At 55.7% G+C, this 19,644-nt stretch carries 34 protein-coding genes; 5 read left to right on the top strand and 29 right to left on the bottom strand.

What is annotated here, in order from left to right:
• The first annotated feature begins 6 nt into the window (after positions 1–6).
• From thiM to ACWI0H_RS01085, 5 genes are all read left to right on the top strand, one after another.
• Positions 7–816, top strand: coding sequence for a hydroxyethylthiazole kinase (thiM, locus tag ACWI0H_RS01105; RefSeq protein WP_485874582.1), 810 nt, complete (start codon positions 7–9; stop codon positions 814–816).
• Entirely contained in the window at positions 806–1,438 is a 633-nt protein-coding gene (thiE, locus tag ACWI0H_RS01100; protein WP_485874581.1) for a thiamine phosphate synthase, read from the top strand. Before thiM ends, thiE begins: the two co-directional genes overlap by 11 nt.
• Entirely contained in the window at positions 1,435–2,355 is a 921-nt protein-coding gene (locus ACWI0H_RS01095) for a LysR family transcriptional regulator (protein ID WP_485874580.1), read from the top strand. Before thiE ends, ACWI0H_RS01095 begins: the two co-directional genes overlap by 4 nt.
• A gap of 64 nt (positions 2,356–2,419) precedes the next feature.
• Positions 2,420–2,854, top strand: coding sequence for a DoxX family protein (locus ACWI0H_RS01090; protein ID WP_101147144.1), 435 nt, complete (start codon positions 2,420–2,422; stop codon positions 2,852–2,854).
• Between the two features lie 57 nt (positions 2,855–2,911).
• Positions 2,912–3,649 (top strand): DODA-type extradiol aromatic ring-opening family dioxygenase, encoded by a 738-nt coding sequence (locus ACWI0H_RS01085; RefSeq protein WP_101147109.1) that lies wholly within the window; start codon positions 2,912–2,914, stop codon positions 3,647–3,649.
• A gap of 8 nt (positions 3,650–3,657) precedes the next feature.
• Here the strand turns inward: ACWI0H_RS01085 and ACWI0H_RS01080 are convergent, their stop codons facing one another.
• The 29 genes from ACWI0H_RS01080 to rplC all read right to left on the bottom strand — a co-directional run bounded on the left by ACWI0H_RS01080 (position 3,658) and on the right by rplC (position 19,629).
• Complete coding sequence (locus ACWI0H_RS01080) at positions 3,658–4,533, bottom strand: DMT family transporter (RefSeq protein ID WP_232774935.1); 876 nt, start codon at positions 4,531–4,533, stop codon at positions 3,658–3,660.
• Positions 4,534–4,664: 131 nt separating this feature from the next.
• Positions 4,665–6,056, bottom strand: a complete 1,392-nt coding sequence (locus ACWI0H_RS01075; RefSeq protein ID WP_101147146.1) for a D-alanyl-D-alanine carboxypeptidase — start codon at positions 6,054–6,056, stop codon at positions 4,665–4,667.
• A gap of 262 nt (positions 6,057–6,318) precedes the next feature.
• The gene (gene rplQ, locus ACWI0H_RS01070; protein ID WP_008959150.1) at positions 6,319–6,705 is read right to left on the bottom strand and encodes a 50S ribosomal protein L17; all 387 of its coding nucleotides are present in this window, start codon (positions 6,703–6,705) and stop codon (positions 6,319–6,321) included.
• Positions 6,706–6,744: 39 nt separating this feature from the next.
• Positions 6,745–7,740: a DNA-directed RNA polymerase subunit alpha gene (locus tag ACWI0H_RS01065; RefSeq protein WP_008959151.1), complete on the bottom strand. Its 996-nt coding sequence runs from the start codon at positions 7,738–7,740 to the stop codon at positions 6,745–6,747.
• Positions 7,741–7,838: 98 nt separating this feature from the next.
• Positions 7,839–8,459 carry a 30S ribosomal protein S4 gene (rpsD, locus tag ACWI0H_RS01060; protein ID WP_008959152.1) on the bottom strand — a complete coding sequence of 207 codons (621 nt, stop codon included), beginning with the start codon at positions 8,457–8,459 and terminating at the stop codon, positions 7,839–7,841.
• Positions 8,460–8,471: 12 nt separating this feature from the next.
• Positions 8,472–8,858 carry a 30S ribosomal protein S11 gene (gene rpsK, locus ACWI0H_RS01055; RefSeq protein ID WP_007111985.1) on the bottom strand — a complete coding sequence of 129 codons (387 nt, stop codon included), beginning with the start codon at positions 8,856–8,858 and terminating at the stop codon, positions 8,472–8,474.
• A gap of 39 nt (positions 8,859–8,897) precedes the next feature.
• Positions 8,898–9,254, bottom strand: a complete 357-nt coding sequence (gene rpsM / locus ACWI0H_RS01050) for a 30S ribosomal protein S13 (RefSeq protein WP_007111986.1) — start codon at positions 9,252–9,254, stop codon at positions 8,898–8,900.
• A 123-nt stretch (positions 9,255–9,377) separates the two neighbouring features.
• On the bottom strand, positions 9,378–9,491 hold the full coding sequence (gene rpmJ / locus ACWI0H_RS01045) for a 50S ribosomal protein L36 (RefSeq protein ID WP_008959154.1): 114 nt from the start codon (positions 9,489–9,491) through the stop codon (positions 9,378–9,380).
• A 66-nt stretch (positions 9,492–9,557) separates the two neighbouring features.
• Positions 9,558–10,889 carry a preprotein translocase subunit SecY gene (gene secY / locus ACWI0H_RS01040; RefSeq protein WP_101147110.1) on the bottom strand — a complete coding sequence of 444 codons (1,332 nt, stop codon included), beginning with the start codon at positions 10,887–10,889 and terminating at the stop codon, positions 9,558–9,560.
• Positions 10,890–11,324: a 50S ribosomal protein L15 gene (gene rplO / locus ACWI0H_RS01035; protein ID WP_101147111.1), complete on the bottom strand. Its 435-nt coding sequence runs from the start codon at positions 11,322–11,324 to the stop codon at positions 10,890–10,892.
• A gap of 3 nt (positions 11,325–11,327) precedes the next feature.
• Positions 11,328–11,510: a 50S ribosomal protein L30 gene (rpmD, locus tag ACWI0H_RS01030; protein ID WP_008959157.1), complete on the bottom strand. Its 183-nt coding sequence runs from the start codon at positions 11,508–11,510 to the stop codon at positions 11,328–11,330.
• A 6-nt stretch (positions 11,511–11,516) separates the two neighbouring features.
• The gene (rpsE, locus tag ACWI0H_RS01025; RefSeq protein ID WP_007111990.1) at positions 11,517–12,017 is read right to left on the bottom strand and encodes a 30S ribosomal protein S5; all 501 of its coding nucleotides are present in this window, start codon (positions 12,015–12,017) and stop codon (positions 11,517–11,519) included.
• An 11-nt stretch (positions 12,018–12,028) separates the two neighbouring features.
• Positions 12,029–12,379 carry a 50S ribosomal protein L18 gene (gene rplR, locus ACWI0H_RS01020; RefSeq protein ID WP_008959159.1) on the bottom strand — a complete coding sequence of 117 codons (351 nt, stop codon included), beginning with the start codon at positions 12,377–12,379 and terminating at the stop codon, positions 12,029–12,031.
• Between the two features lie 9 nt (positions 12,380–12,388).
• Positions 12,389–12,919, bottom strand: coding sequence for a 50S ribosomal protein L6 (gene rplF, locus ACWI0H_RS01015; protein WP_101147112.1), 531 nt, complete (start codon positions 12,917–12,919; stop codon positions 12,389–12,391).
• Between the two features lie 9 nt (positions 12,920–12,928).
• Positions 12,929–13,321: a 30S ribosomal protein S8 gene (gene rpsH, locus ACWI0H_RS01010; RefSeq protein ID WP_008959161.1), complete on the bottom strand. Its 393-nt coding sequence runs from the start codon at positions 13,319–13,321 to the stop codon at positions 12,929–12,931.
• A gap of 32 nt (positions 13,322–13,353) precedes the next feature.
• Positions 13,354–13,659: a 30S ribosomal protein S14 gene (rpsN, locus tag ACWI0H_RS01005; protein WP_008959162.1), complete on the bottom strand. Its 306-nt coding sequence runs from the start codon at positions 13,657–13,659 to the stop codon at positions 13,354–13,356.
• 10 nt (positions 13,660–13,669) lie between these two features.
• Positions 13,670–14,209 carry a 50S ribosomal protein L5 gene (rplE, locus tag ACWI0H_RS01000; RefSeq protein ID WP_007111995.1) on the bottom strand — a complete coding sequence of 180 codons (540 nt, stop codon included), beginning with the start codon at positions 14,207–14,209 and terminating at the stop codon, positions 13,670–13,672.
• 18 nt (positions 14,210–14,227) lie between these two features.
• Positions 14,228–14,542 carry a 50S ribosomal protein L24 gene (gene rplX, locus ACWI0H_RS00995; RefSeq protein ID WP_007111996.1) on the bottom strand — a complete coding sequence of 105 codons (315 nt, stop codon included), beginning with the start codon at positions 14,540–14,542 and terminating at the stop codon, positions 14,228–14,230.
• Between the two features lie 14 nt (positions 14,543–14,556).
• Positions 14,557–14,928, bottom strand: coding sequence for a 50S ribosomal protein L14 (rplN, locus tag ACWI0H_RS00990; protein WP_008959163.1), 372 nt, complete (start codon positions 14,926–14,928; stop codon positions 14,557–14,559).
• A 49-nt stretch (positions 14,929–14,977) separates the two neighbouring features.
• Positions 14,978–15,238: a 30S ribosomal protein S17 gene (rpsQ, locus tag ACWI0H_RS00985; RefSeq protein WP_007111998.1), complete on the bottom strand. Its 261-nt coding sequence runs from the start codon at positions 15,236–15,238 to the stop codon at positions 14,978–14,980.
• A gap of 1 nt (position 15,239) precedes the next feature.
• On the bottom strand, positions 15,240–15,431 hold the full coding sequence (rpmC, locus tag ACWI0H_RS00980) for a 50S ribosomal protein L29 (protein WP_007111999.1): 192 nt from the start codon (positions 15,429–15,431) through the stop codon (positions 15,240–15,242).
• On the bottom strand, positions 15,431–15,844 hold the full coding sequence (gene rplP, locus ACWI0H_RS00975) for a 50S ribosomal protein L16 (RefSeq protein WP_007112000.1): 414 nt from the start codon (positions 15,842–15,844) through the stop codon (positions 15,431–15,433). Before rplP ends, rpmC begins: the two co-directional genes overlap by 1 nt.
• A 15-nt stretch (positions 15,845–15,859) precedes the next feature.
• Positions 15,860–16,558 (bottom strand): 30S ribosomal protein S3, encoded by a 699-nt coding sequence (gene rpsC, locus ACWI0H_RS00970; RefSeq protein WP_008959164.1) that lies wholly within the window; start codon positions 16,556–16,558, stop codon positions 15,860–15,862.
• Between the two features lie 10 nt (positions 16,559–16,568).
• Positions 16,569–16,901, bottom strand: a complete 333-nt coding sequence (gene rplV / locus ACWI0H_RS00965) for a 50S ribosomal protein L22 (RefSeq protein ID WP_007112002.1) — start codon at positions 16,899–16,901, stop codon at positions 16,569–16,571.
• A gap of 18 nt (positions 16,902–16,919) precedes the next feature.
• On the bottom strand, positions 16,920–17,195 hold the full coding sequence (rpsS, locus tag ACWI0H_RS00960; RefSeq protein WP_008959165.1) for a 30S ribosomal protein S19: 276 nt from the start codon (positions 17,193–17,195) through the stop codon (positions 16,920–16,922).
• Between the two features lie 33 nt (positions 17,196–17,228).
• Complete coding sequence (gene rplB / locus ACWI0H_RS00955; RefSeq protein ID WP_008959166.1) at positions 17,229–18,059, bottom strand: 50S ribosomal protein L2; 831 nt, start codon at positions 18,057–18,059, stop codon at positions 17,229–17,231.
• Positions 18,060–18,076: 17 nt separating this feature from the next.
• Entirely contained in the window at positions 18,077–18,373 is a 297-nt protein-coding gene (rplW, locus tag ACWI0H_RS00950) for a 50S ribosomal protein L23 (RefSeq protein ID WP_008959167.1), read from the bottom strand.
• Entirely contained in the window at positions 18,370–18,975 is a 606-nt protein-coding gene (gene rplD / locus ACWI0H_RS00945) for a 50S ribosomal protein L4 (protein ID WP_008959168.1), read from the bottom strand. The genes rplW and rplD overlap by 4 nt, the downstream gene beginning before the upstream one ends.
• A 15-nt stretch (positions 18,976–18,990) precedes the next feature.
• Positions 18,991–19,629: a 50S ribosomal protein L3 gene (rplC, locus tag ACWI0H_RS00940; protein WP_008959169.1), complete on the bottom strand. Its 639-nt coding sequence runs from the start codon at positions 19,627–19,629 to the stop codon at positions 18,991–18,993.
• Positions 19,630–19,644: the final 15 nt, after the last annotated feature.

The raw sequence follows: 19,644 nt of genomic DNA, 5'->3' as shown, positions 1-19,644 counted from the left end.
GATGCTATGACCCTACGCCCGCTTGGCGATTACCTTGAGACGCTGCGCACAGTGACACCGCTGGTTCACTGCATGACCAACTACGTGGCCATGAACAGCACGGCCAACCTGTTACTGGCCACCGGCGCATCCCCCGCCATGCTGCATGCCCCTGAAGAGGTGGCTGAGTTCACGGCTATTTCCGCGGGACTTTCGATTAATATCGGCACGATCTCTGCCCACTGGGCTGACGCTATGCTGACCGCCACAGCGACTGCCGGTCAGCATGCCATTCCCTGGGTATTAGATCCCGTCGCCGTCGGCGCCACGCGCTATCGCCAAACGCTGTGCGCAAAACTGATGGCCGCGAAACCCAGCGTGATTCGGGGCAATGCGTCTGAAATTCTGACCCTTAACGGCTTAGCCAACCAAGGCCGCGGCGTGGACTCCACCGCCGCCACCGACCAAGCCGTGGACGCAGCGATAGCGTTAGCGCAAAAACACCGCTGTATTGTCGCGATGACCGGCGAAAGCGACTGGGTAACGGATGGCGCACAGCACTACCGTATTCACGGTGGCCACCCTTTGATGCCCCGCGTAACAACCCTTGGCTGTGGGCTGAGCGCGCTAGTGGCAGGCTTTGTGGCTGCCAACCGCGACGCCCCACTGGGCGCAACGGCCGCCGCGCTGGGCTGCTTTGCCGTCGCGGGTGAACGTGCGGGCGGCAACGCCCAGGGGCCTGGTAGCTTTCAAGTGGCACTGCTGGATGCGCTGTATCAACTCACCCCTGACGACCTCACTACTCATGCCCAGCTGGAGGCAATTCATGCCGCTTGATCTATCGCTCTATTTGGTCACCGATGCCGCGCTCTGCCGAGACCATGGCTTGGAACAAACGGTTGAGGCAGCGGTAAGAGGCGGTGTCACCATCGTACAGTTGCGTGATAAGCATGCCAGCGATGAGCAAATGACTGCCCAAGCCAAACGGTTAAAAGCGCTTCTCTCGGGCACAGGCGTGCCGCTGATCATTAACGACCGCTTGCAGGTGGCGCTAGAAAGCCAGGCCGATGGCCTGCATGTCGGCCAGAGCGACGCCGCCGTTCAGGAAGCGCGGCGTTTGCTAGGTGAGCAGGCGATTATCGGCCTGTCGATCAATACTATCGCCCAGCTGCAAGCCACGCCGTTTGAGCTACTTGATTATGTGGGGATTGGCCCGGTGTTTGCCACCGAGAGCAAACAGGATCACGCCCAGCCCATCGGCTTTGGTGGTTTAGCGGCGCTGGTCAAGGCGTGCCCACTGCCCAGCGTGGCCATTGGCGGGCTGAAAGCGGATCATGCGATTAGCGTACAGCGAGCGGGAGCGAACGGTTTAGCGGTGATATCGGCTATTTGTGGTCAGCCCGACCCTTACCAGGCAGCGCGCGCTTTTCAGGTTTTCCAAGCCGCCTCGTCGTCATGAATCAGTTAGAGCATATCGTCGCTTTCGTGCGGGTAGCCGAGCTGGGTAGCTATACCCGCGCCGCAGAAGCGCTGGATATTTCCCGCACTCGCGTCTCCCGTCAGGTCATGGCACTGGAGAAGGCACTCGGGGCGCGACTGATACAGCGCACTACGCGTCGCCTGCATCTCACGGAAGCAGGAGAGCGCTATTTAATGCGCGCCCAGGGTGTGCTGCAAGCGCTCGATGAAGCCGCTGCTGAAGTTGGCCAAGGTACCAGCGATGTGCGCGGCCGTTTACGCGTAAATGGGCCCATGAGTTTTGGTACCCGCTACTTAACGCCACTCGTCACCCAGTTTATGCTTACCCACCCGGCGCTTGACGTGCGCCTGGACCTTAATGACCGTCGCGTTGATCTACTTGAAGAGGGTTATGACGTGGCGATCCGTATCGGCAGCCTGCCCGACTCCAGCCTGGTGGCACGCCGCCTGACCCGCTGCCGTTTGCTGTTTTGTGCCTCCCCTGAGTATCTTGCCACCCACGGCGAACCCGTTAGCGTTAACGACCTTAATGAGCACCGCTGCCTGCGATATCGTAGTGGCCAGCAGAGCGCTGACTGGCAAATTGCTACGCAGTCTTTGACGGTTAATGGCCCACTGGAGAGCAATAATGGTGATGTACTGACCCAGGCTGCTGAAGCGGGCTTAGGCATCGCACAACAGCCCAGTTTTCTGGTCACGGAGAGTATTGTCAGCGGGCGGTTAGTGCCGATTTTAACCGACGAGCCCGCGGTGCGGCTCGACGTTCACGCGCTCTACCCTGCCCGGCGGTATCTGCCCGCCAAGGTGGAGCGCTTTATCGATCTGCTTACCGAGGCGTGGGGAGATCCACCTATTTGGGAACAGGCGATTGGATTGTCGCCTATTACGCAACAGTGATGTGCATAACGCGCTGATTATCTCACCCTGGCCTAGCTGTAAAGTAGCTCCATCAACCACACAGATGGAAGCTCCTCAAATGACGACTCAATCATCACTTACGGCCACTCCCTCTCTACAGCCTTATGCTATTACGCTTCTGCGCATCAGCCTCGGCGTTATGGCCCTCGCTCACGGTTTGCTCAAAGTGTTGGTATTTACCGTACCGGGTACGGTCGGCTATTTTGAGTCACTGGGTTTGCCGGGGGTCTTAGCCTACTTAACCATTGCTGCTGAAGTGGGCGGTGGGATAGCCCTTCTGCTCGGCGTATACACTCGCTGGGTAAGCCTAGCACTGGTACCGGTACTGCTGGGTGCCGCTTGGGTACACTTGGGTAACGGTTGGATGTTCTCGAATGCTGGTGGCGGTTGGGAATTCCCGGTGTTTTGGACGCTGGCCCTCATTACTCAAGCGGGTTTAGGAAGTGGTCACTGGGTGTTAAACCGTCGCTTCGCCTAACCTCATCACCGGCGCTTGCTCCACCGCAAGCGCCGGTACTACCGTGGAGATCTACCCATGTTACCTAGTCTATTTATTTCCCATGGTTCACCCATGCTGGCGCTGAATAAAACATCTGCCCATACGTTTCTGCGTGAACTTGGCAGTCAGCTCTCGCCTAAAGCGGTGGTAGTGGTTTCGGCGCACTGGGAGAGCAGCGAGCTACAGGTCAGTAGCAGCGCCAAACCGAAGACGATTCACGATTTTGGTGGCTTTCCGCAGGCGCTTTTTGATTTGCAATATGCCGCCCCTGGCGACCCTGAACTGGCTGAACGGCTGGCCGTGTTGTTGGGCGCCAAACCGGTAGAGCGCGGCTTCGACCATGGCGTTTGGGTGCCGCTCTCGCTAATGTTTCCAGACGCTAATGTACCTGTCGTTTCATTATCGCTGCCGGTGCGCTGGAGCAGTGCGCAGCTTGCGGCACTCGGTGAACAGTTATCGGTACTTCGGGATGAGGGCATTTTGGTTATCGGCTCGGGCAGCCTGACCCATAATCTATATGAACTGATGGCGCAAGATAGCCCAATGCCCGGTTGGGTAGATGAATTTGCGCGCTGGGTACACGATCACCTGATCGCCAATGACCGTGAGGCGTTGCTAAATTGGGAGAACGCCCCTAGCGCGCGGAAGAATCACCCCACGCCAGAGCACTTTCAACCCTTGCTGGTCGCGATGGGCGCTGGCGGTAACGCCACCCAGCTACACAACAGCGTGGAACACGGCGTACTGGCGATGGACGTTTACCAGTTCGCTTAAGCGTACTGCTAGGCAGTAGGGCGGCGTTTAAGGGTGGTGCGGCGGTCGTGATACGCGACCGCTAATCCGCTGCCCATAATCAGGGCGCTGCCCACCCAGACCCAGAGGTCGGGCATTTCCCCCCAAAACCACCAGCCGAGAAGCACTGCCCAAAGCATCGCCGTGTAATCAAACGGGGCGGCAATGGCGGCTGGGGCGTACCGAAACGCCAGGGTAATAAAGGCGGTCGCCGCAACGCCGAAGATTCCAGAAGTGAAAAAACCGACCCAGTGCCAGGGCTGGGGGGGTTGCCATACCCATGGCAGCGTTAAGCCGGTTACCACGAGTGGCACAAAAGTCATATAAAACAGCATTGCCCATAAGTGTTCACGGGCGCCGTAGCGACGTGCGGTAATCATCATCAACGCATAAAAGAGCGCCGCGGCGACCAGCACCAGCGCGCCTAGCTGGAAGGCATCACCGTTAGGGCGAACCACAATCAGCACACCCACAAACCCGACTAACGAGGCGATCAGTACCGGTGGGTCGATACGCTCTCCTAGCAAGGGCACCGACAGGAGGGTGACAAATAACGGTGCCACAAAGGCGATTGCCGTCGCTTCCGCCAGGGGCAACAGCGTTAATCCCCAGACGAAACAGACCATGGTGGCGGTATAGATCAAACCACGCAGCAAATGAACGCCTGGGCGTTTCGTCCGTAGTTTGCGTAAACCACCCGCAAAATGGGCAAGCAGCGCAATCATTGGTAGCGAGACTAAAGCACGGAAAAAAATAATCTGCAGCGGCGAATGTGTCTCGCCTAACCACTTGGAAACGGCGTCTCCCAGGGCGAGAAAAAGAACCCCCATACACATGCAGAGTATGCCCTTCAGTGAGGTGGTCACCGCTCTCTCCTTAGTTGTTGTTAGCCGGTAATCGCCAGCCAATTGCTTAAAAGCAAAAACCCCGCCCAATAACGAGTGGCGGGGTGATACGCACTTGGGTCAGCGCTTGAACCAACGCCAGCTTAACCAGCTTACAAGCTGGCGTTAACGACCATACAGTCCATCCCCTGGGAGTGCAGTTCGCGACACGCTTGACGGGCGCGCTGTTCATCCAACGCCATTAAGCGAGCGCGGTAAACCGGGTTCTGGCCCTCTACGGTGTCGATAGCCACACGACCACCTAAACTTTGCGCAATACGCTGAGCCGCCTGTTGCGCCAATTGACGAGCCTGGGCCTCCTGGCTAAAGGCGCCTACCTGAACTCCCCAGCCGCCGCCTGTTTCATTGACAGACGCAAGCTGACGTTCGCGCTCAATAAAGGCCTGCAAAGGGTCGGGCTGCGGCATCTCGCTTTCAGGCGTGGGGCGCTGAACGCTGGTTATATCGGCCAACTGTTCTTCAAGGTCCACGGCGGGCGTTGAAGCGGCAGTGTTCGCGGAGGGCGAAAGCGTAGTCGTTTCTACGACGGCCAATAGCGGCTGACGTGGTTCAGGTGTTGGTGGGGAAACCGGCTGAGCGGGAGGGGCAAAGGCCATAAACTCTTGTGAAAAGGTGGTGTCGGCCACCCAGCTACGTTGATCACGTAGTGAAGCTCGCAAGAAGCTGCGGTCCAGCAAATTGGCCATATGGGTATCACGCGACTGAGATGAAAAACCGCCCATCACCACTGCCACTAATCGCCGATTACCGCGCACTGCAGTGGTCGCCACATTAAAACCAGACGCTCTAATAAATCCAGTTTTCAGCCCATCAGCGCCAGGATAATCACGCACCAGACGGTTGTGGCTGGTATGCCGTGTGCCGCGGTAGGTAAATTCCTGGAGACCGAAGTAGTGGTAGTACTGAGGGAAATCCTGCATTACGCGTACTGAGAGCGTCAACATATCCCGTGCGGTGGTGACTTGGCCGTCATCAGGCAAGCCAGAAGCATTGCGGAAGGTGGTCGCGTGCATGCCGAGCTCGCGCGCCTTGGTGGTCATCATCTGTGCAAAACGCGCTTCGCTACCGCCTAGTGCTTCGGCAACCACCGCGGCAACATCATTAGCCGAGCGAACCGCTAGCGCACGTATGGCCGTGTCGACGGGGATAGAACTACCTGCAGCAAGCCAGAGCTTGACGGCTGGCTTTGCTGCTGCAAAACGGGAAACCGGCAAGGGCTGATCTAAACGCAACGTGCCCGCTTCCAGCGCTTCAAAGGTCAAATACAGGGTCATCATTTTGGTCAGCGAAGCAGGATAACGCTGATCGTCAATATTTTCAGCGTAAAGGACTTCGCCATTATCCAAATCCACCACAATGCCTGCATAGCGTGGATTGTCGGCGTGAGCATTGGAGACCATTGCCAGCATGAGCAGCAAAACCACACTCAATGACCATACCGCTGATGCACCGCCAACGGCGATCTGTTTTACCCTCGCATACATACCTGCCCCTTGCTTGTTATCAACGTACTGTGACTGATCCATGGCCTCACTACCATGCCATATTCAAGGTGCAACGCAAGGCTTTCCCTGCTCTGCACGGCCATGCTAGGTACTTTTAATAATAAGCTGAGTATATACGGAGTTAGGCTTAGAAAAAGAGAAGTTACATACGTATCAAAAGAAGATGAATATATGCCATAAAAAAACCGACCCACTGAGGGGTCGGTTTTCGATCGCTACTAAAAAAACCTAGCGCAGAAAATTACTCTTCTGCAGCGGCTTCTTCAACAACCGGACGGTCAACTAGCTCAACGAACGCCATAGGTGCGTTGTCGCCGGTGCGGAAACCGCACTTAAGAATACGGACGTAACCGCCCGGACGCTCGGCATAACGCGGACCTAGTTCGTTGAACAGTTTGCCGACGGCTTCTTTAGAGCGCGTGCGGGCAAATGCCAAACGACGGTTTGCAACGCTATCCTGCTTAGACAAGGTGATCAGCGGCTCGATAACGCGACGCAGCTCCTTGGCTTTAGGCAGGGTTGTCTTAATGACTTCATGCTCGACCAGCGAGACAGACATGTTCTTGAACATGGCCTGACGATGCGAGCTGGTGCGATTCAGATGACGACCACTCTTACGATGACGCATGGTTGTAATTCCTTACCAAACTGGGACTCAAGTCGACGCTCACGCGGAGGCTTTGTCGTCCTTCAGGCTTGCCGGAGGCCAATTTTCCAACCGCATGCCAAGGGACAAGCCGCGAGCCGCCAATACGTCTTTGATTTCATTCAAAGATTTCTTACCGAGATTCGGTGTCTTCAACAGCTCAACTTCTGTGCGCTGGATAAGATCACCGATGTAATAAATATTCTCGGCTTTTAGGCAGTTCGCGCTGCGAACGGTCAACTCAAGATCGTCTACGGGGCGCAATAGAATTGGATCAACATGATCCTCTTCCTCTTCGACTTCCTGTTCTTTATCAGCTTCCAGGTCGACGAAGGCGGCCAGCTGCTCTTGCAGGATGGTCGCACTGCGACGGATAGCCTCTTCCGGATCCAGGGTACCGTCGGTTTCCAGATCGATAATTAGCTTATCGAGATCGGTGCGCTGCTCAACACGAGCGGCTTCAACCGAGTAGGAAACACGGCGGACAGGGCTGAAGGTGGCATCCAGCTGCAGGCGGCCAATGGCACGGGTCTCTTCATCAGAGCCACGCGCGTCAGCCGGTTCGTAGCCACGACCCAGCGCTACCTTAAGCTGAATTTTCAGCTCGGCACCTTCATTGACATGAGCAATGATGTGGTCCGGGTTGACGATTTCGACGCTATGATCAAGCGCAATGTCGCCAGCGGTGACGACGGCTGGGCCCTGCTTGTTCAGCGTGAGCACCGCCTCATCGCGGCTGTGCATCTTGATCGCAACATCTTTCAAGTTCAGGAGGATTTCAATGACATCTTCCTGCACCCCTTCGAGCGCACTGTATTCATGCTCGACGCCAGCAATTTCAGCCTCTACCACGGCACAGCCGGGCATAGACGAAAGCAGAATGCGACGCAGTGCATTCCCCAGGGTGTGACCAAAGCCACGCTCGAACGGTTCGAGCACGATTTTGGCGTGATGTGCGCTGATTTCTTCGACCTTGATGTCGCGAGGACGTAGAAACTCTGTCACTGAACGCTGCATATGAACACCTTTCAGGCTGCCAAACGGATACTTGGTACTCGGTACGACCTGGCGCGGGCGTTACACCCGCACCAGGTTGACAAGAAACAGAAAACTGCTTACTTGGAGTACAGCTCGACGATCAGGTTTTCGTTGATGTCGGCAGACAGGTCACCGCGTTCAGGCAGAGCCTTGAAAGTGCCTTCCATCTTCTTGGCGTCGATTTCGATCCAAGCGATATCGCCACGGTTGGCCGCAATGGACAACGCGCTTTGAATACGTGCTTGGTTTTTCGCCTTTTCGCGAATGGAAACAACGTCACCCGGCTTCACTTGATAGGAAGCTACGTTAACGGTGCGGCCGTTCACGGAAATCGCCTTGTGGCTGACCAGCTGACGCGCTTCAGAGCGAGTCGAGCCGAAGCCCATGCGGTAGACGACATTATCCAGTCGGGATTCGAGCAACTGCAACAATACTTCACCAGTCGCGCCTTTCAGGCGAGCGGCTTCTTTGTAGTAGTTACGGAACTGTTTTTCGAGTACGCCATACATGCGACGTACTTTTTGCTTCTCGCGAAGCTGCAAGCCGTAGTCTGAAAGACGTTGACGACGCTGGCCGTGTACACCCGGGATTTGCTCGGATTTACACTTTTTCTCGAAGGGAGTCACACCACTCTTCAAAAAGAGGTCGGTGCCTTCACGACGAGACAGTTTGCACTTCGGTCCAATATAACGAGCCATGAATCTGTCTCCTTAAACGCGGCGTTTCTTCGGCGGACGGCAGCCATTATGGGGAATGGGCGTCGCGTCTACGATGCTTTGCACGCGGAAGCCGGCGGCATTCAGTGCACGCACGGCGGATTCACGACCGGGTCCTGGACCTTTAACCAGTACGTCTACGTTTTTCACACCATACTCGGCTGCAGCAGTTGCTGCACGTTCGCTTGCCACTTGAGCAGCGAACGGGGTGCTCTTGCGAGAACCACGAAAACCCGAACCACCGGCAGTCGCCCAAGAAAGAGCGTTGCCCTGGCGGTCTGTGATCGTCACGATCGTGTTGTTAAAAGAGGCATGGATATGCGCAATCGCGTCCACTACCTGCTTTTTAACCTTTTTACGGTTACTACGCGGGTTAGCCATGTTGATGTCTATTCCTGTCTTTACGCCAGAACGTGCGTGTTATTTGCGGATCGGCTTACGCGGGCCCTTACGGGTGCGCGCGTTAGTCTTAGTCCGCTGACCACGCAGCGGAAGACTACGACGATGACGCAGACCACGGTAGCAGCCTAAGTCCATGAGACGCTTAATGTTAAGCGTGACATCACGACGAAGGTCGCCTTCTACGGTGTACTTGCCAACTTCAGAACGCAGGGTGTCGACTTCTTCAGAAGACAGGTCCTGGATCTTGGCATTCATGGCAATACCGGCTGCTGCACAGATGTGCTCAGCACGGGTACGGCCAATCCCGAAGATATAGGTCAGCGAGATCGCCGCATGCTTGTTGTCCGGGATATTGACGCCTGCAATACGGGCCATCAGCTTACTCCGAAATTTGAGCGGCTTGCTCGTTTATTCATCTACAAAAGGCGCAACAGCATACCCCTTTTAGCGCCCTAAGGCAAGGGGTATGCTGGCACCGCTTAATACAACCCAGGGGGATTAACCCTGGCGTTGTTTGTGCCGTGGTTCGCTGCAGATGACGCGGACAGCGCCATTGCGACGAATGATCTTGCAGTTACGGCACATTTTCTTTACGGAAGCTCGAACTTTCATCGATCTTTCTCCAAAAACCGGCTCGCGGCACGCCCCCTCACTAACTTAATAGGGGTGGGCGGCGCCTCAGCGCATGATACCGCCGCTACCGTAGCCTTTCAGGTTGGACTTCTTCATCACTGAGTCATACTGATGCGACATGAGATGCGATTGCACCTGGGCCATGAAGTCCATGATGACCACGACTACGATTAACAACGAGGTACCGCCGAAGAAAAACGGCACGTTCCACGCCACAATCAAGAACTGGGGCATCAAGGAAACCGCAGTGATATACAAGGCACCGAACAGGGTCAGACGTGTCATGACCTTGTCGATATAGCGAGCGGTCTGCTCGCCGGGGCGAATGCCCGGCAGGAAAGCGCCTGACTTTTTAAGATTGTCAGCCACATCCTTGGGGTTGAAGACCAGCGCTGTGTAAAAGAAGCAGAAGAATACCACTGCCGCCGCGAAAAGCAAGATGTAAAGCGGTTGACCTGGGCCTAATGCCTGAGATGCACGCTGCAACCACTCCATACCTTCACCGGCACCTACCCACTGACCGATAGAGGCCGGGAAGAGCAGAATACTGGAGGCAAAAATCGCCGGAATAACGCCAGCCATGTTGACCTTCAAAGGCAGGTAGCTACTTTGCCCTGCATACATCTTATTGCCCACTTGACGCCGGGGGTAGTTCACCTTGAGGCGGCGTTGGCCACGCTCGATGAAAACCACGAAGGCGACAGTCGCAATACCTAACGCAGACAACGCTAACAGCGGCAGAACATTCCAGGCCCCTTCATTACGGGCAAGCTCGAAGGCTTGGCCCACGGCACTGGGTAGTCCAGCGACAATACCGGCAAAGATTAGCAGCGAAATACCGTTGCCAATGCCCTTCTCGGTAATCTGCTCACCTAGCCACATCATAAACACCGCGCCTGATACGAACGTAATCACGGCGGTGAAGTAGAAGCTAAAGTCAGCGCTGTACGCGATGCCTTGGCTAGCCAGGCCGACGGACATACCGGTTGCCTGGACAAATGCCAGTATCACCGTGCCGTAGCGGGTGTACTGGCTAATCTTGCGGCGGCCAGCCTCACCCTCTTTCTTGAGCTGCTCAAGATGAGGGGAGACCGCAGTCATGAGCTGCATGATAATCGACGCCGAAATATAGGGCATGATACCCAGGGCGAGGACACTCATGCGCTCCAGGGCGCCACCCGAGAACATGTTAAACATGCCTAGGATGGTTCCCTGTTGCTCCCTAAACAAGGCAGCAAGCTGGTCAGGATTGATACCGGGAACGGGAATGTGGGCACCAATACGGTACACCACGATGGCGAGGAGCACGAAGCGCAAACGCGCCCACAGTTCACTCAGACCGCTGCCCATCGCCGGCATTTTTCCTGACTTGGCCATTTAGTCCTCTACCTTGCCGCCAGCGGCTTCGATCGCTTCACGGGCACCTTTGGTGACCTTGATTCCGCGAACGGTAACCGCCGTTTTCAATTCGCCAGAAAGGATAATCTTCGCGTGTAGCGTAGCATCCTTCAGCACGTTGGCTTCTTTCAAAGATGCCATGGTGACTTCGCCACCGGCAACTTTAGCAAGCTCAGCCAGGCGTACTTCTTCAGAGACCAGCGACTTCGCAGACGTAAAGCCGAATTTCGGCAAACGACGCTGCAAAGGCATCTGACCGCCTTCGAAACCGGGCTTAACACTGCCGCCACTACGTGATTTCTGACCTTTGTGGCCACGGCCACCGGTCTTACCAAGACCGGAACCGATGCCACGACCCACACGCTTTGCAGCGTGTTTGGAGCCCGGAGCCGGGCTTAGGTTATTGAGTTTCATGGATTACTCTCCCTCAACGCGCACAAGGTAAGTTACCTTGTGGATCATGCCGCGTACGGCAGGGGTGTCTTCCAGTTCAACCGTATGACCGATGCGACGCAGGCCCAAGCCTTTCATAGTAGCCTTGTGCTTGGGCATAATGCCGATGGTGCTGCGGATCTGGGTAACCTTGATCGTTGCTGCCATGGTGCCTTACCCCGTGATCGCTTCGACAGACAGACCGCGCTTGGCGGCCACGTCTTCCGGTGCTTGCATGGAGGAGAGACCTTTAACAGTCGCTCGCACCACGTTAACCGGGTTGGTGGAACCGTAGCACTTGGCCAGTACGTCGTGGACACCGGCAAGCTCTAGTACAGAGCGCATGGCGCCACCGGCGATGATACCGGTACCTTCGGAAGCCGGCTGCATGTACACCTTGGAAGCACCGTGACGGGCTTTGACCGGGTACTGCAGCGTATGGCCAGCAAGGTTCACCTTGACCATGTTGCGACGAGCTTGATCCATCGCTTTCTGGATCGCGACAGGCACTTCACGTGCTTTGCCACGACCGAAACCGACACGACCTTTACCATCACCAACGACGGTCAGTGCGGTGAAGCCGAAAATACGACCACCCTTGACCACCTTGGCGACGCGGTTGACCTGCACTAACTTCTCTTGCAGATCACCGCTTTGCTGTTCGTTCTTCGCCATCGTAAAACCCTTTAGAATTCCAGGCCGCCTTCACGTGCGGCGTCGGCCAGCGCCTTGACGCGGCCGTGATACTTAAAGCCAGCACGGTCGAAGGCCACCTGGGTGATGCCTGCTTCTTTAGCGCGTTCAGCAATCAGAGCACCTACTTTAGAGGCCGCATCTGAGTTGCCGGTCGCACCCTCGCGCAGTGCTTTGTCCAGCGTAGAAGCACTGGCTAGCACTTTGCCACCATCCGGCGAGATAATCTGCGCATAGATGTGACGCGGGGTACGGTTGACGCACAGGCGATACACGCCCAGCTCGCGGATCTTCGCGCGAGCGCGGCGGGCACGACGGAGACGAGATTCTTTCTTCGCGTTCATAACCCTGCCTTACTTCTTCTTGGCTTCTTTGCGACGCACCTGCTCGTCGGCGTACCGTACACCCTTGCCTTTATACGGCTCGGGCGGACGGAAAGCGCGGATTTCCGCGGCGCACTGACCGAGCTGCTGCTTGTCCGCGCTTTTCAGCACGATCACGGTGTTCTTCGGCGTTTCCGCTGAGACACCTTCAGGCAGTTCGTAGTCGACCGGGTGCGAGAAGCCCAGTGAAAGATTGAGCGTCTGGCCCTTAGCTTGGGCACGATAACCGACGCCAACAATTTCGAGAGTTCGTGTAAAACCCTCGGATACGCCCGTTACCAGGTTCTGAACTAAGGCGCGGGTAGTACCGGCCATTGCCCAGCTCTTGGCAGACTCACTCGGGGCGAAGGTCAGCTGGCCATCTTCTTGATTAACCACTACATCAGAGTGGATCGTCATAGATAGCGTGCCCTGGCCGCCTTTGGCGGTCAGCTGGTCGGCATTGATTTTAATGTCAACGCCGGCAGGCACTTTAACCGGATATTTCGCTATGCGGGACATTCCAGCCTCCTAGAATACGGTGCAGATGACTTCGCCACCGACACCCGCTTGGCGCGCGGCACGATCGGTCATGACACCCGTTGACGTGGTGACAATCGCGATACCGAGACCATCGGCGACCTTAGGCAAGTTGTCCTTACCCATGTAACGGCGCAGGGACGGCTTGGAAACCCGCTGAATATGCTCAATGACCGGCTTACCCTCAAAGTACTTGAGAGTGATGGTTAGCTCAGGCTTAACACCTTCGGCAACCGTAAAGTCGGCAATGTAGCCTTCTTCCTTTAGCACTCGGGCCACTTGTACTTTCAGCTTGGAGGACGGCATGGTAGCCGTCTCCTTGGTGGCCATCTGCGCATTGCGGATACGGGTAAACATATCCGCCAGAGTGTCTTGCATGCTCATTTAATGTGCGCTCCTGATGATACTACGTGGCGTTACCAACTGGACTTTTTAAGACCAGGAACGTCGCCACGCATGGCGGCTTCACGCAGCTTGTTACGGCCGAGGCCGAACTTGTTGTAAAAACCGTGCGGACGACCGGTGATACGGCAGCGGTTACGCTGACGTACCGGGCTTGAGTCACGCGGCAATTGCTGCAGCTTCAGCGTCGCCTCGAAGCGGTCTTCCTCAGACGTGTTCACATCCGAGATGATTTTCTTAAGCTCTGCGCGCTTGGTGGCATACTTTGCCACCAGCTGCGTACGCTTAAGCTCACGCTCTATCATACTTTTCTTAGCCATGATCCAACCCTTATTTCTTGAAGGGGAAGTTCAGTGCGGTTAGTAGCGCACGACCTTCCTCGTCGGTTTTGGCGGTAGTAGTGATAGTGACGTCCAACCCTCGGATACGATCGATCTTATCATACTCGATCTCCGGGAAGATGATCTGCTCACGCACACCCATGGAGTAATTGCCGCGACCGTCAAAAGACTTCGGGTTAAGACCACGGAAGTCACGCACGCGGGGAATCGCGATGTAAACCAAACGGTCCAAGAAGTCCCACATGCGCTCAGCGCGCAGGGTCACCTTAATACCGATTGGCCAACCTTCACGTACCTTAAAGCCCGCGATGGACTTACGTGCCTTGGTCACCAACGGTTTTTGACCAGAGAGCTTCTCTAGATCGCCGATGGCATTGTCAATCAACTTTTTATCGTTGACTGCTTCGCCGATACCCATGTTCAGAGTCACTTTCGTGATCCGGGGTACCTGCATAACGTTGGCATAGCTGAACTCTTCTTTGAGTTGAGCTGCTACCTCGTTTTGATAACGTTCTTTCAAGTTCGCCATTTTGCTACCCGACTCGCGTTAGGCGTCGATCTGCGTCTGCGTCGACTTGTAGATACGTACCTTGGTACCGTCTTCCTTCACTTGGAAGCCGACGCGATCCGCCTTACCGGTCTCCGAATTGAAGATGGCTACGTTGGACGCGTGAATCGGAGCCTCACGCTCGACGATACCGCCCTGATTTCCCGCCATGGGATTTGGCTTGGTGTGACGTTTAATCATGTTCACACCGGACACCAAGAAGCGGTTTTCTAATACCCGCTTAACGGTGCCACGTTTGCCTTTATCCTTCCCGGCGATGACGATGACTTCATCGTCACGTTTGATCTTTTGCATATCCGCCTCGCTCCTTACAGCACTTCAGGCGCTAAGGAAATGATCTTCATGAACTTTTCATTACGAAGTTCACGAGTCACCGGCCCAAAAATACGGGTACCGATGGGCTGTTCGTTGGTGTTATTCAACAAAACTGCCGCATTTCCATCGAAACGGATGAGCGAACCGTCGGGACGACGGACGCCACTACGGGTCCGGACCACGACCGCTTTTAGCACCTGGCCTTTTTTGACCTTGCCACGCGGAATCGCTTCCTTAACCGTGACCTTGATGATATCACCAACGCGAGCGTAACGACGGTGTGATCCGCCTAACACCTTGATGCACTGCACCCGGCGCGCTCCGCTGTTGTCGGCGACATCCAGCATTGTCTGAGTCTGAATCATCGGTTTTCTCCAAACCTAATCTGACTGCACTGATTGACAAGCCTTGGGATTACCCCTTGGCGTGTTCAACCACCTCGACCAGCGTCCAAGCTTTTTTCTTGGAAAGCGGACGGCACTCTTGAATAGAGACCGTATCGCCTGCCTTAGCCTGGTTCGCCTCATCATGGGCGTGCAGCTTGGTGGAGCGCTTAACGTATTTTCCGTAGATCGGGTGACGCTCGCGCCGCTCGATCATGACGACGATGGACTTGTCCATCTTATCGCTCACCACTTTACCGGTGAGCGTACGCTTTGTGTTTTCTTCGGCCATCTCAATCACCTGCCTTCTCGTTGAGCAAAGTCTTAACGCGGGCGATATCCCGGCGGACCTGCTTGAGCAGATGAGTCTGGCTCAGTTGGCCAGTGGCCTTCTGCATGCGCAGGTTAAACTGCTCGCGGAGGAGTTCGAGGAGTTGCTCCTGGAGCTCTCCTGCGGACTTTTCACGAATTTCCTGGGCTTTCATCACATCACCGTCCGTTTCGCAAAGGTGGTGGATAAGGGCATTTTCTGTGCGGCAAGCTCAAACGCTTCACGAGCGAGCTCTTCCGACACGCCTTCAATTTCATACAGGACCCGACCCGGTTGGATCTGGGCAACCCAGTACTCAACAGAACCTTTACCTTTACCCATACGAACTTCGAGCGGCTTCTTGGAGATCGGCTTATCAGGGAATACGCGGATCCAAATCTTACCGCCACGCTTTACGTGACGTGTGATCGCACGACGGCCTGCTTCGATCTGACGCGCAGTGATGCGGCCGCGACCAGTAGCTTTAAGGCCGTATTCCCCGAAGCTGATCTTGCTTCCGCGATGCGCCAGGCCACGGTTGCGGCCTTTCATCATCTTGCGGAATTTCATACGCTTGGGCTGTAACATCGACTCGCTCTCCCCTTACCTGGAACCTTTCTTCTTGGGCGCGTTGCCGGCAGGCTGTTTGGCCTTGGCACGTACTTCCTCGATACCGCCGAGGATTTCACCCTTGAAGATCCACACTTTGACGCCGATAACGCCATAGGTGGTGTGAGCTTCGTAAGTGGCGTAGTCGATATCCGCACGCAACGTGTGCAGCGGAACGCGACCTTCGCGGTACCATTCGGTACGTGCGATTTCAGCGCCACCAAGACGACCTGACAGCTGAATCTTGATGCCACCAGCGCCAAGACGCATTGCGTTCTGTACCGCGCGCTTCATAGCACGACGGAACATAACGCGACGCTCAAGCTGACCCGCTACGTTAGCAGCGACTAGCTTGGCATCCAGCTCCGGCTTGCGAACTTCTTCGATGTTCACATGCACGGGAACACCCATCATCTGGGTGAGATCGCGACGCAAACGGTCGACATCTTCACCTTTCTTACCAATCACGATACCCGGACGGGCAGTGTGAATGGTGATGCGGGCATTGTTCGCCGGACGCTCGATGTGGATGCGGCTAACAGAGGCGCTTTTAAGACGCTCTTCCAGGAAGCTACGCACTTCGAGATCGTTATTGAGCTTATCGGCGTAAGCGCCGCGCTCAGCATACCAGACAGAAGCATGGTCTTTGACGATGCCCAGTCGAATGCCTGTTGGATTGACTTTCTGACCCATCGGTCGACTCCTACTTCTCGGCTACCTTGACGGTGATGTGGCACGTGCGCTTCAAGATACGATCCGCACGCCCCTTGGCACGCGGCTTGATACGCTTGAGCGTCATGCCCTCATCGACGCAGATGGTCGAGACACGCAGCTCGTCAATATCCATGCCGTTATTTTCTTCCGCATTTGCAATCGCGGATTGCAGCACCTTCTTAACCAGCTTGGCAGCCTTCTTCGGTGAGAAGGTCAGCAGGTCGAGTGCCTCGGCGACAGGTTTACCGCGCACCTGGTCAGCCACCAAACGGGCCTTCTGGGCGGATAAACGAGCGCCAAGCAGCTTAGCTGTGACTTCCATCTCTCAATCCTCTCTGGCTTACCGTTTGGCTTTTTTATCCGCCGCATGCCCGCGATAAGTGCGAGTAGCAGCGAATTCGCCCAATTTGTGGCCAACCATTTCCTCGGAGACGTGCACCGGGACGTGTTGGCGACCATTATGGACCGCGATAGTGAGGCCTACCATATTGGGCAGGATCATAGAACGACGCGACCAAGTCTTAATTGGTTTGCGATCGCTCTTCTCCACTGCAGCCTCTACCTTCTTCAAAAGATGAAGGTCAATGAAGGGACCTTTCTTTAGTGAACGTGGCACAGCCGTTACCTCTTAATGTCTTGGCAATTTAGATCAACGCGTCTTATTACGACGACGAATGATCAGCTTGTCGGTGCGCTTGTTCTTACGCGTCTTGTGACCCTTAGTCGGCACACCCCATGGGGATACCGGGTGACGACCACCACTGGTGCGGCCTTCGCCACCACCGTGTGGGTGATCGACTGGGTTCATCGCGACACCGCGAACAGTCGGACGCACGCCTCTCCAGCGCTTCGCACCGGCCTTGCCAAGTTGACGCAGGCTGTGCTCAGAGTTGCTCACTTCACCCAACGTCGCGCGGCACTCGGCCAACACTTTACGCATTTCGCCAGAGCGAAGACGCAAGGTGGCATAGTTACCTTCACGAGCAACCAACTGGGCGCTTGTACCGGCACTGCGAGCAATCTGCGCACCTTTGCCCGGCTTGAGTTCGATGCAGTGCACCGTAGAACCCAGCGGAACGTTACGCAGCGGCAAGGCATTGCCTTTCTTGATTGACGCGTTAACACCAGATTCCAGCACGTCACCCGCGCTGACACCTTTCGGTGCAATGATGTAACGACGTTCACCATCGGCATACTTCAGCAGTGCAATGTGCGCACTGCGGTTGGGATCGTGCTCCAGGCGCTCAACGGTGGCAGGAATGCCATCCTTGGTACGCTTGAAATCGATCAACCGATAGTGGTGACGATGACCACCGCCCACGTGGCGGGTGGTGATACGACCGTAGTTATTCCGGCCGCCGGACTTGGACTGTTTTTCCAAAAGCGGTGCATAGGCACGGCCTTTAAACAGTTCCTCGCCAACGATCTTGACGACGTGGCGACGACCGGCGGAAGTGGGTTTGGTCTTGACGATTGCCATTATCCGTACTCCTGCCCTTATTCGGCGCCAGAGAAGTCTTCGAGCGTTTCACCCGCAGCCAGGGTCACATACGCTTTGCGGTAACCCTTACGCAGGCCAACGCCGTTCGCAGTACGCTTTGTTTTACCCTTCATGTTCAGAACCTGAACACTACCGACCTTTTTGCCGAAGAGTGCTTCAACGGCCTTTTTGATCTCGGGCTTGGTAGCATCAGATGCTACCTTGAAAACGTACTGGTTGCGCTCGGCTGCCATTGCGGCCTTTTCGGTCACGTGCGGCCCAAGCAGAACCTTAAATACGCGTTCCTGGTTCATGCCAGCTTCTCCTCGAATTTACGCAGGGCGGAGACGGTAATCAGGACCTTATCAAAGGCTACCAGGCTTACCGGGTCAGCTGCCGCGACATCCACCACGTCAACGTGGGGAAGGTTGCGTGCGGCCAAATAGAGCTTCTCGTCGATTTCTTCAGTGACGATCAACACTTTTTCAAGGTTGAGCTCTTTCAGCTTGGCAGCTACCTGCTTGGTCTTAGGCGCATCGACGACGAACTCTTCAATCGCGACTAAACGCTCTTGACGTACCAGCTCAGACAAGATGGAGCGCATCGCTGCACGGTACATCTTGCGGTTAACCTTCTGGGTGTAGTCTTGCGGACGCGCCGCGAAGGTTACGCCACCACTACGCCATAGCGGAGAGCGGATGGTACCGGCACGTGCACGACCGGTGCCTTTCTGACGCCACGGCTTCTTACCACCGCCACGAACGTCGGAACGACTCTTTTGTGCGCGGGTTCCCTGACGACCAGCCGCCAAATAGGCAGTGACAACCTGGTGAACAAGCGCTTCGTTGAATTCTTTGCCAAAAGTGGCGTCGGCTACTTCAACGGTACCCGCGCCTGCAGCAAGATTCAGATTCATTGGTAATTATCCCCTTCAGCCTGCTTTCACGGCGCTGCGAACGATAACGTCACTACCGGGAGCACCCGGTACGGCGCCTTTAATCAGCAGCAGGTTACGCTCGGCGTCGACACGGACGATCTCAAGGCTCTGCACGGTGCAACGGGCGTTACCCATTTGACCGGCCATCTTTTTGCCTTTGAAAACGCGACCCGGAGTCTGACACATGCCGATAGAACCCGGCGCGCGATGCGACAGAGAGTTACCGTGAGTCATGTCTTGGGTACGGAAATTCCAGCGCTTAACAGCACCCTGGAAGCCTTTACCCTTAGAGGTGCCAGTCACGTCAACCATTTGACCAGCTTCGAAGAGGGATACGGTGATTTCGCCGCCCACTTCAGGAATTGTTTCGCCTTCTGCAAGACGAAATTCCATCAGTGCACGACCAGCTTCAACACCCGCCTTGGCAAACTGACCCGCTTGCGCTTTGGTGAGGTGCTTCGCTTTGCGAGAGCCAGATGTGACCTGAATCGCTGCGTAACCGTCAGATTCGACAGATTTAACGCGTGTAACACGATTAGGATCAACTTCAATAACGGTTACGGGCACAGACGCGCCGTCTTCGGTAAAGACACGGGTCATCCCGGCCTTTTTACCGACTAAACCGATAGTCATACTCAGTCTCCTATA

It is taken from the genome of Halomonas sp. NYA30 (assembly GCF_976980765.1).
Note: the sequence above shows the minus strand (reverse complement) of the source record. Positions and strands in the feature narration are given on the sequence as shown.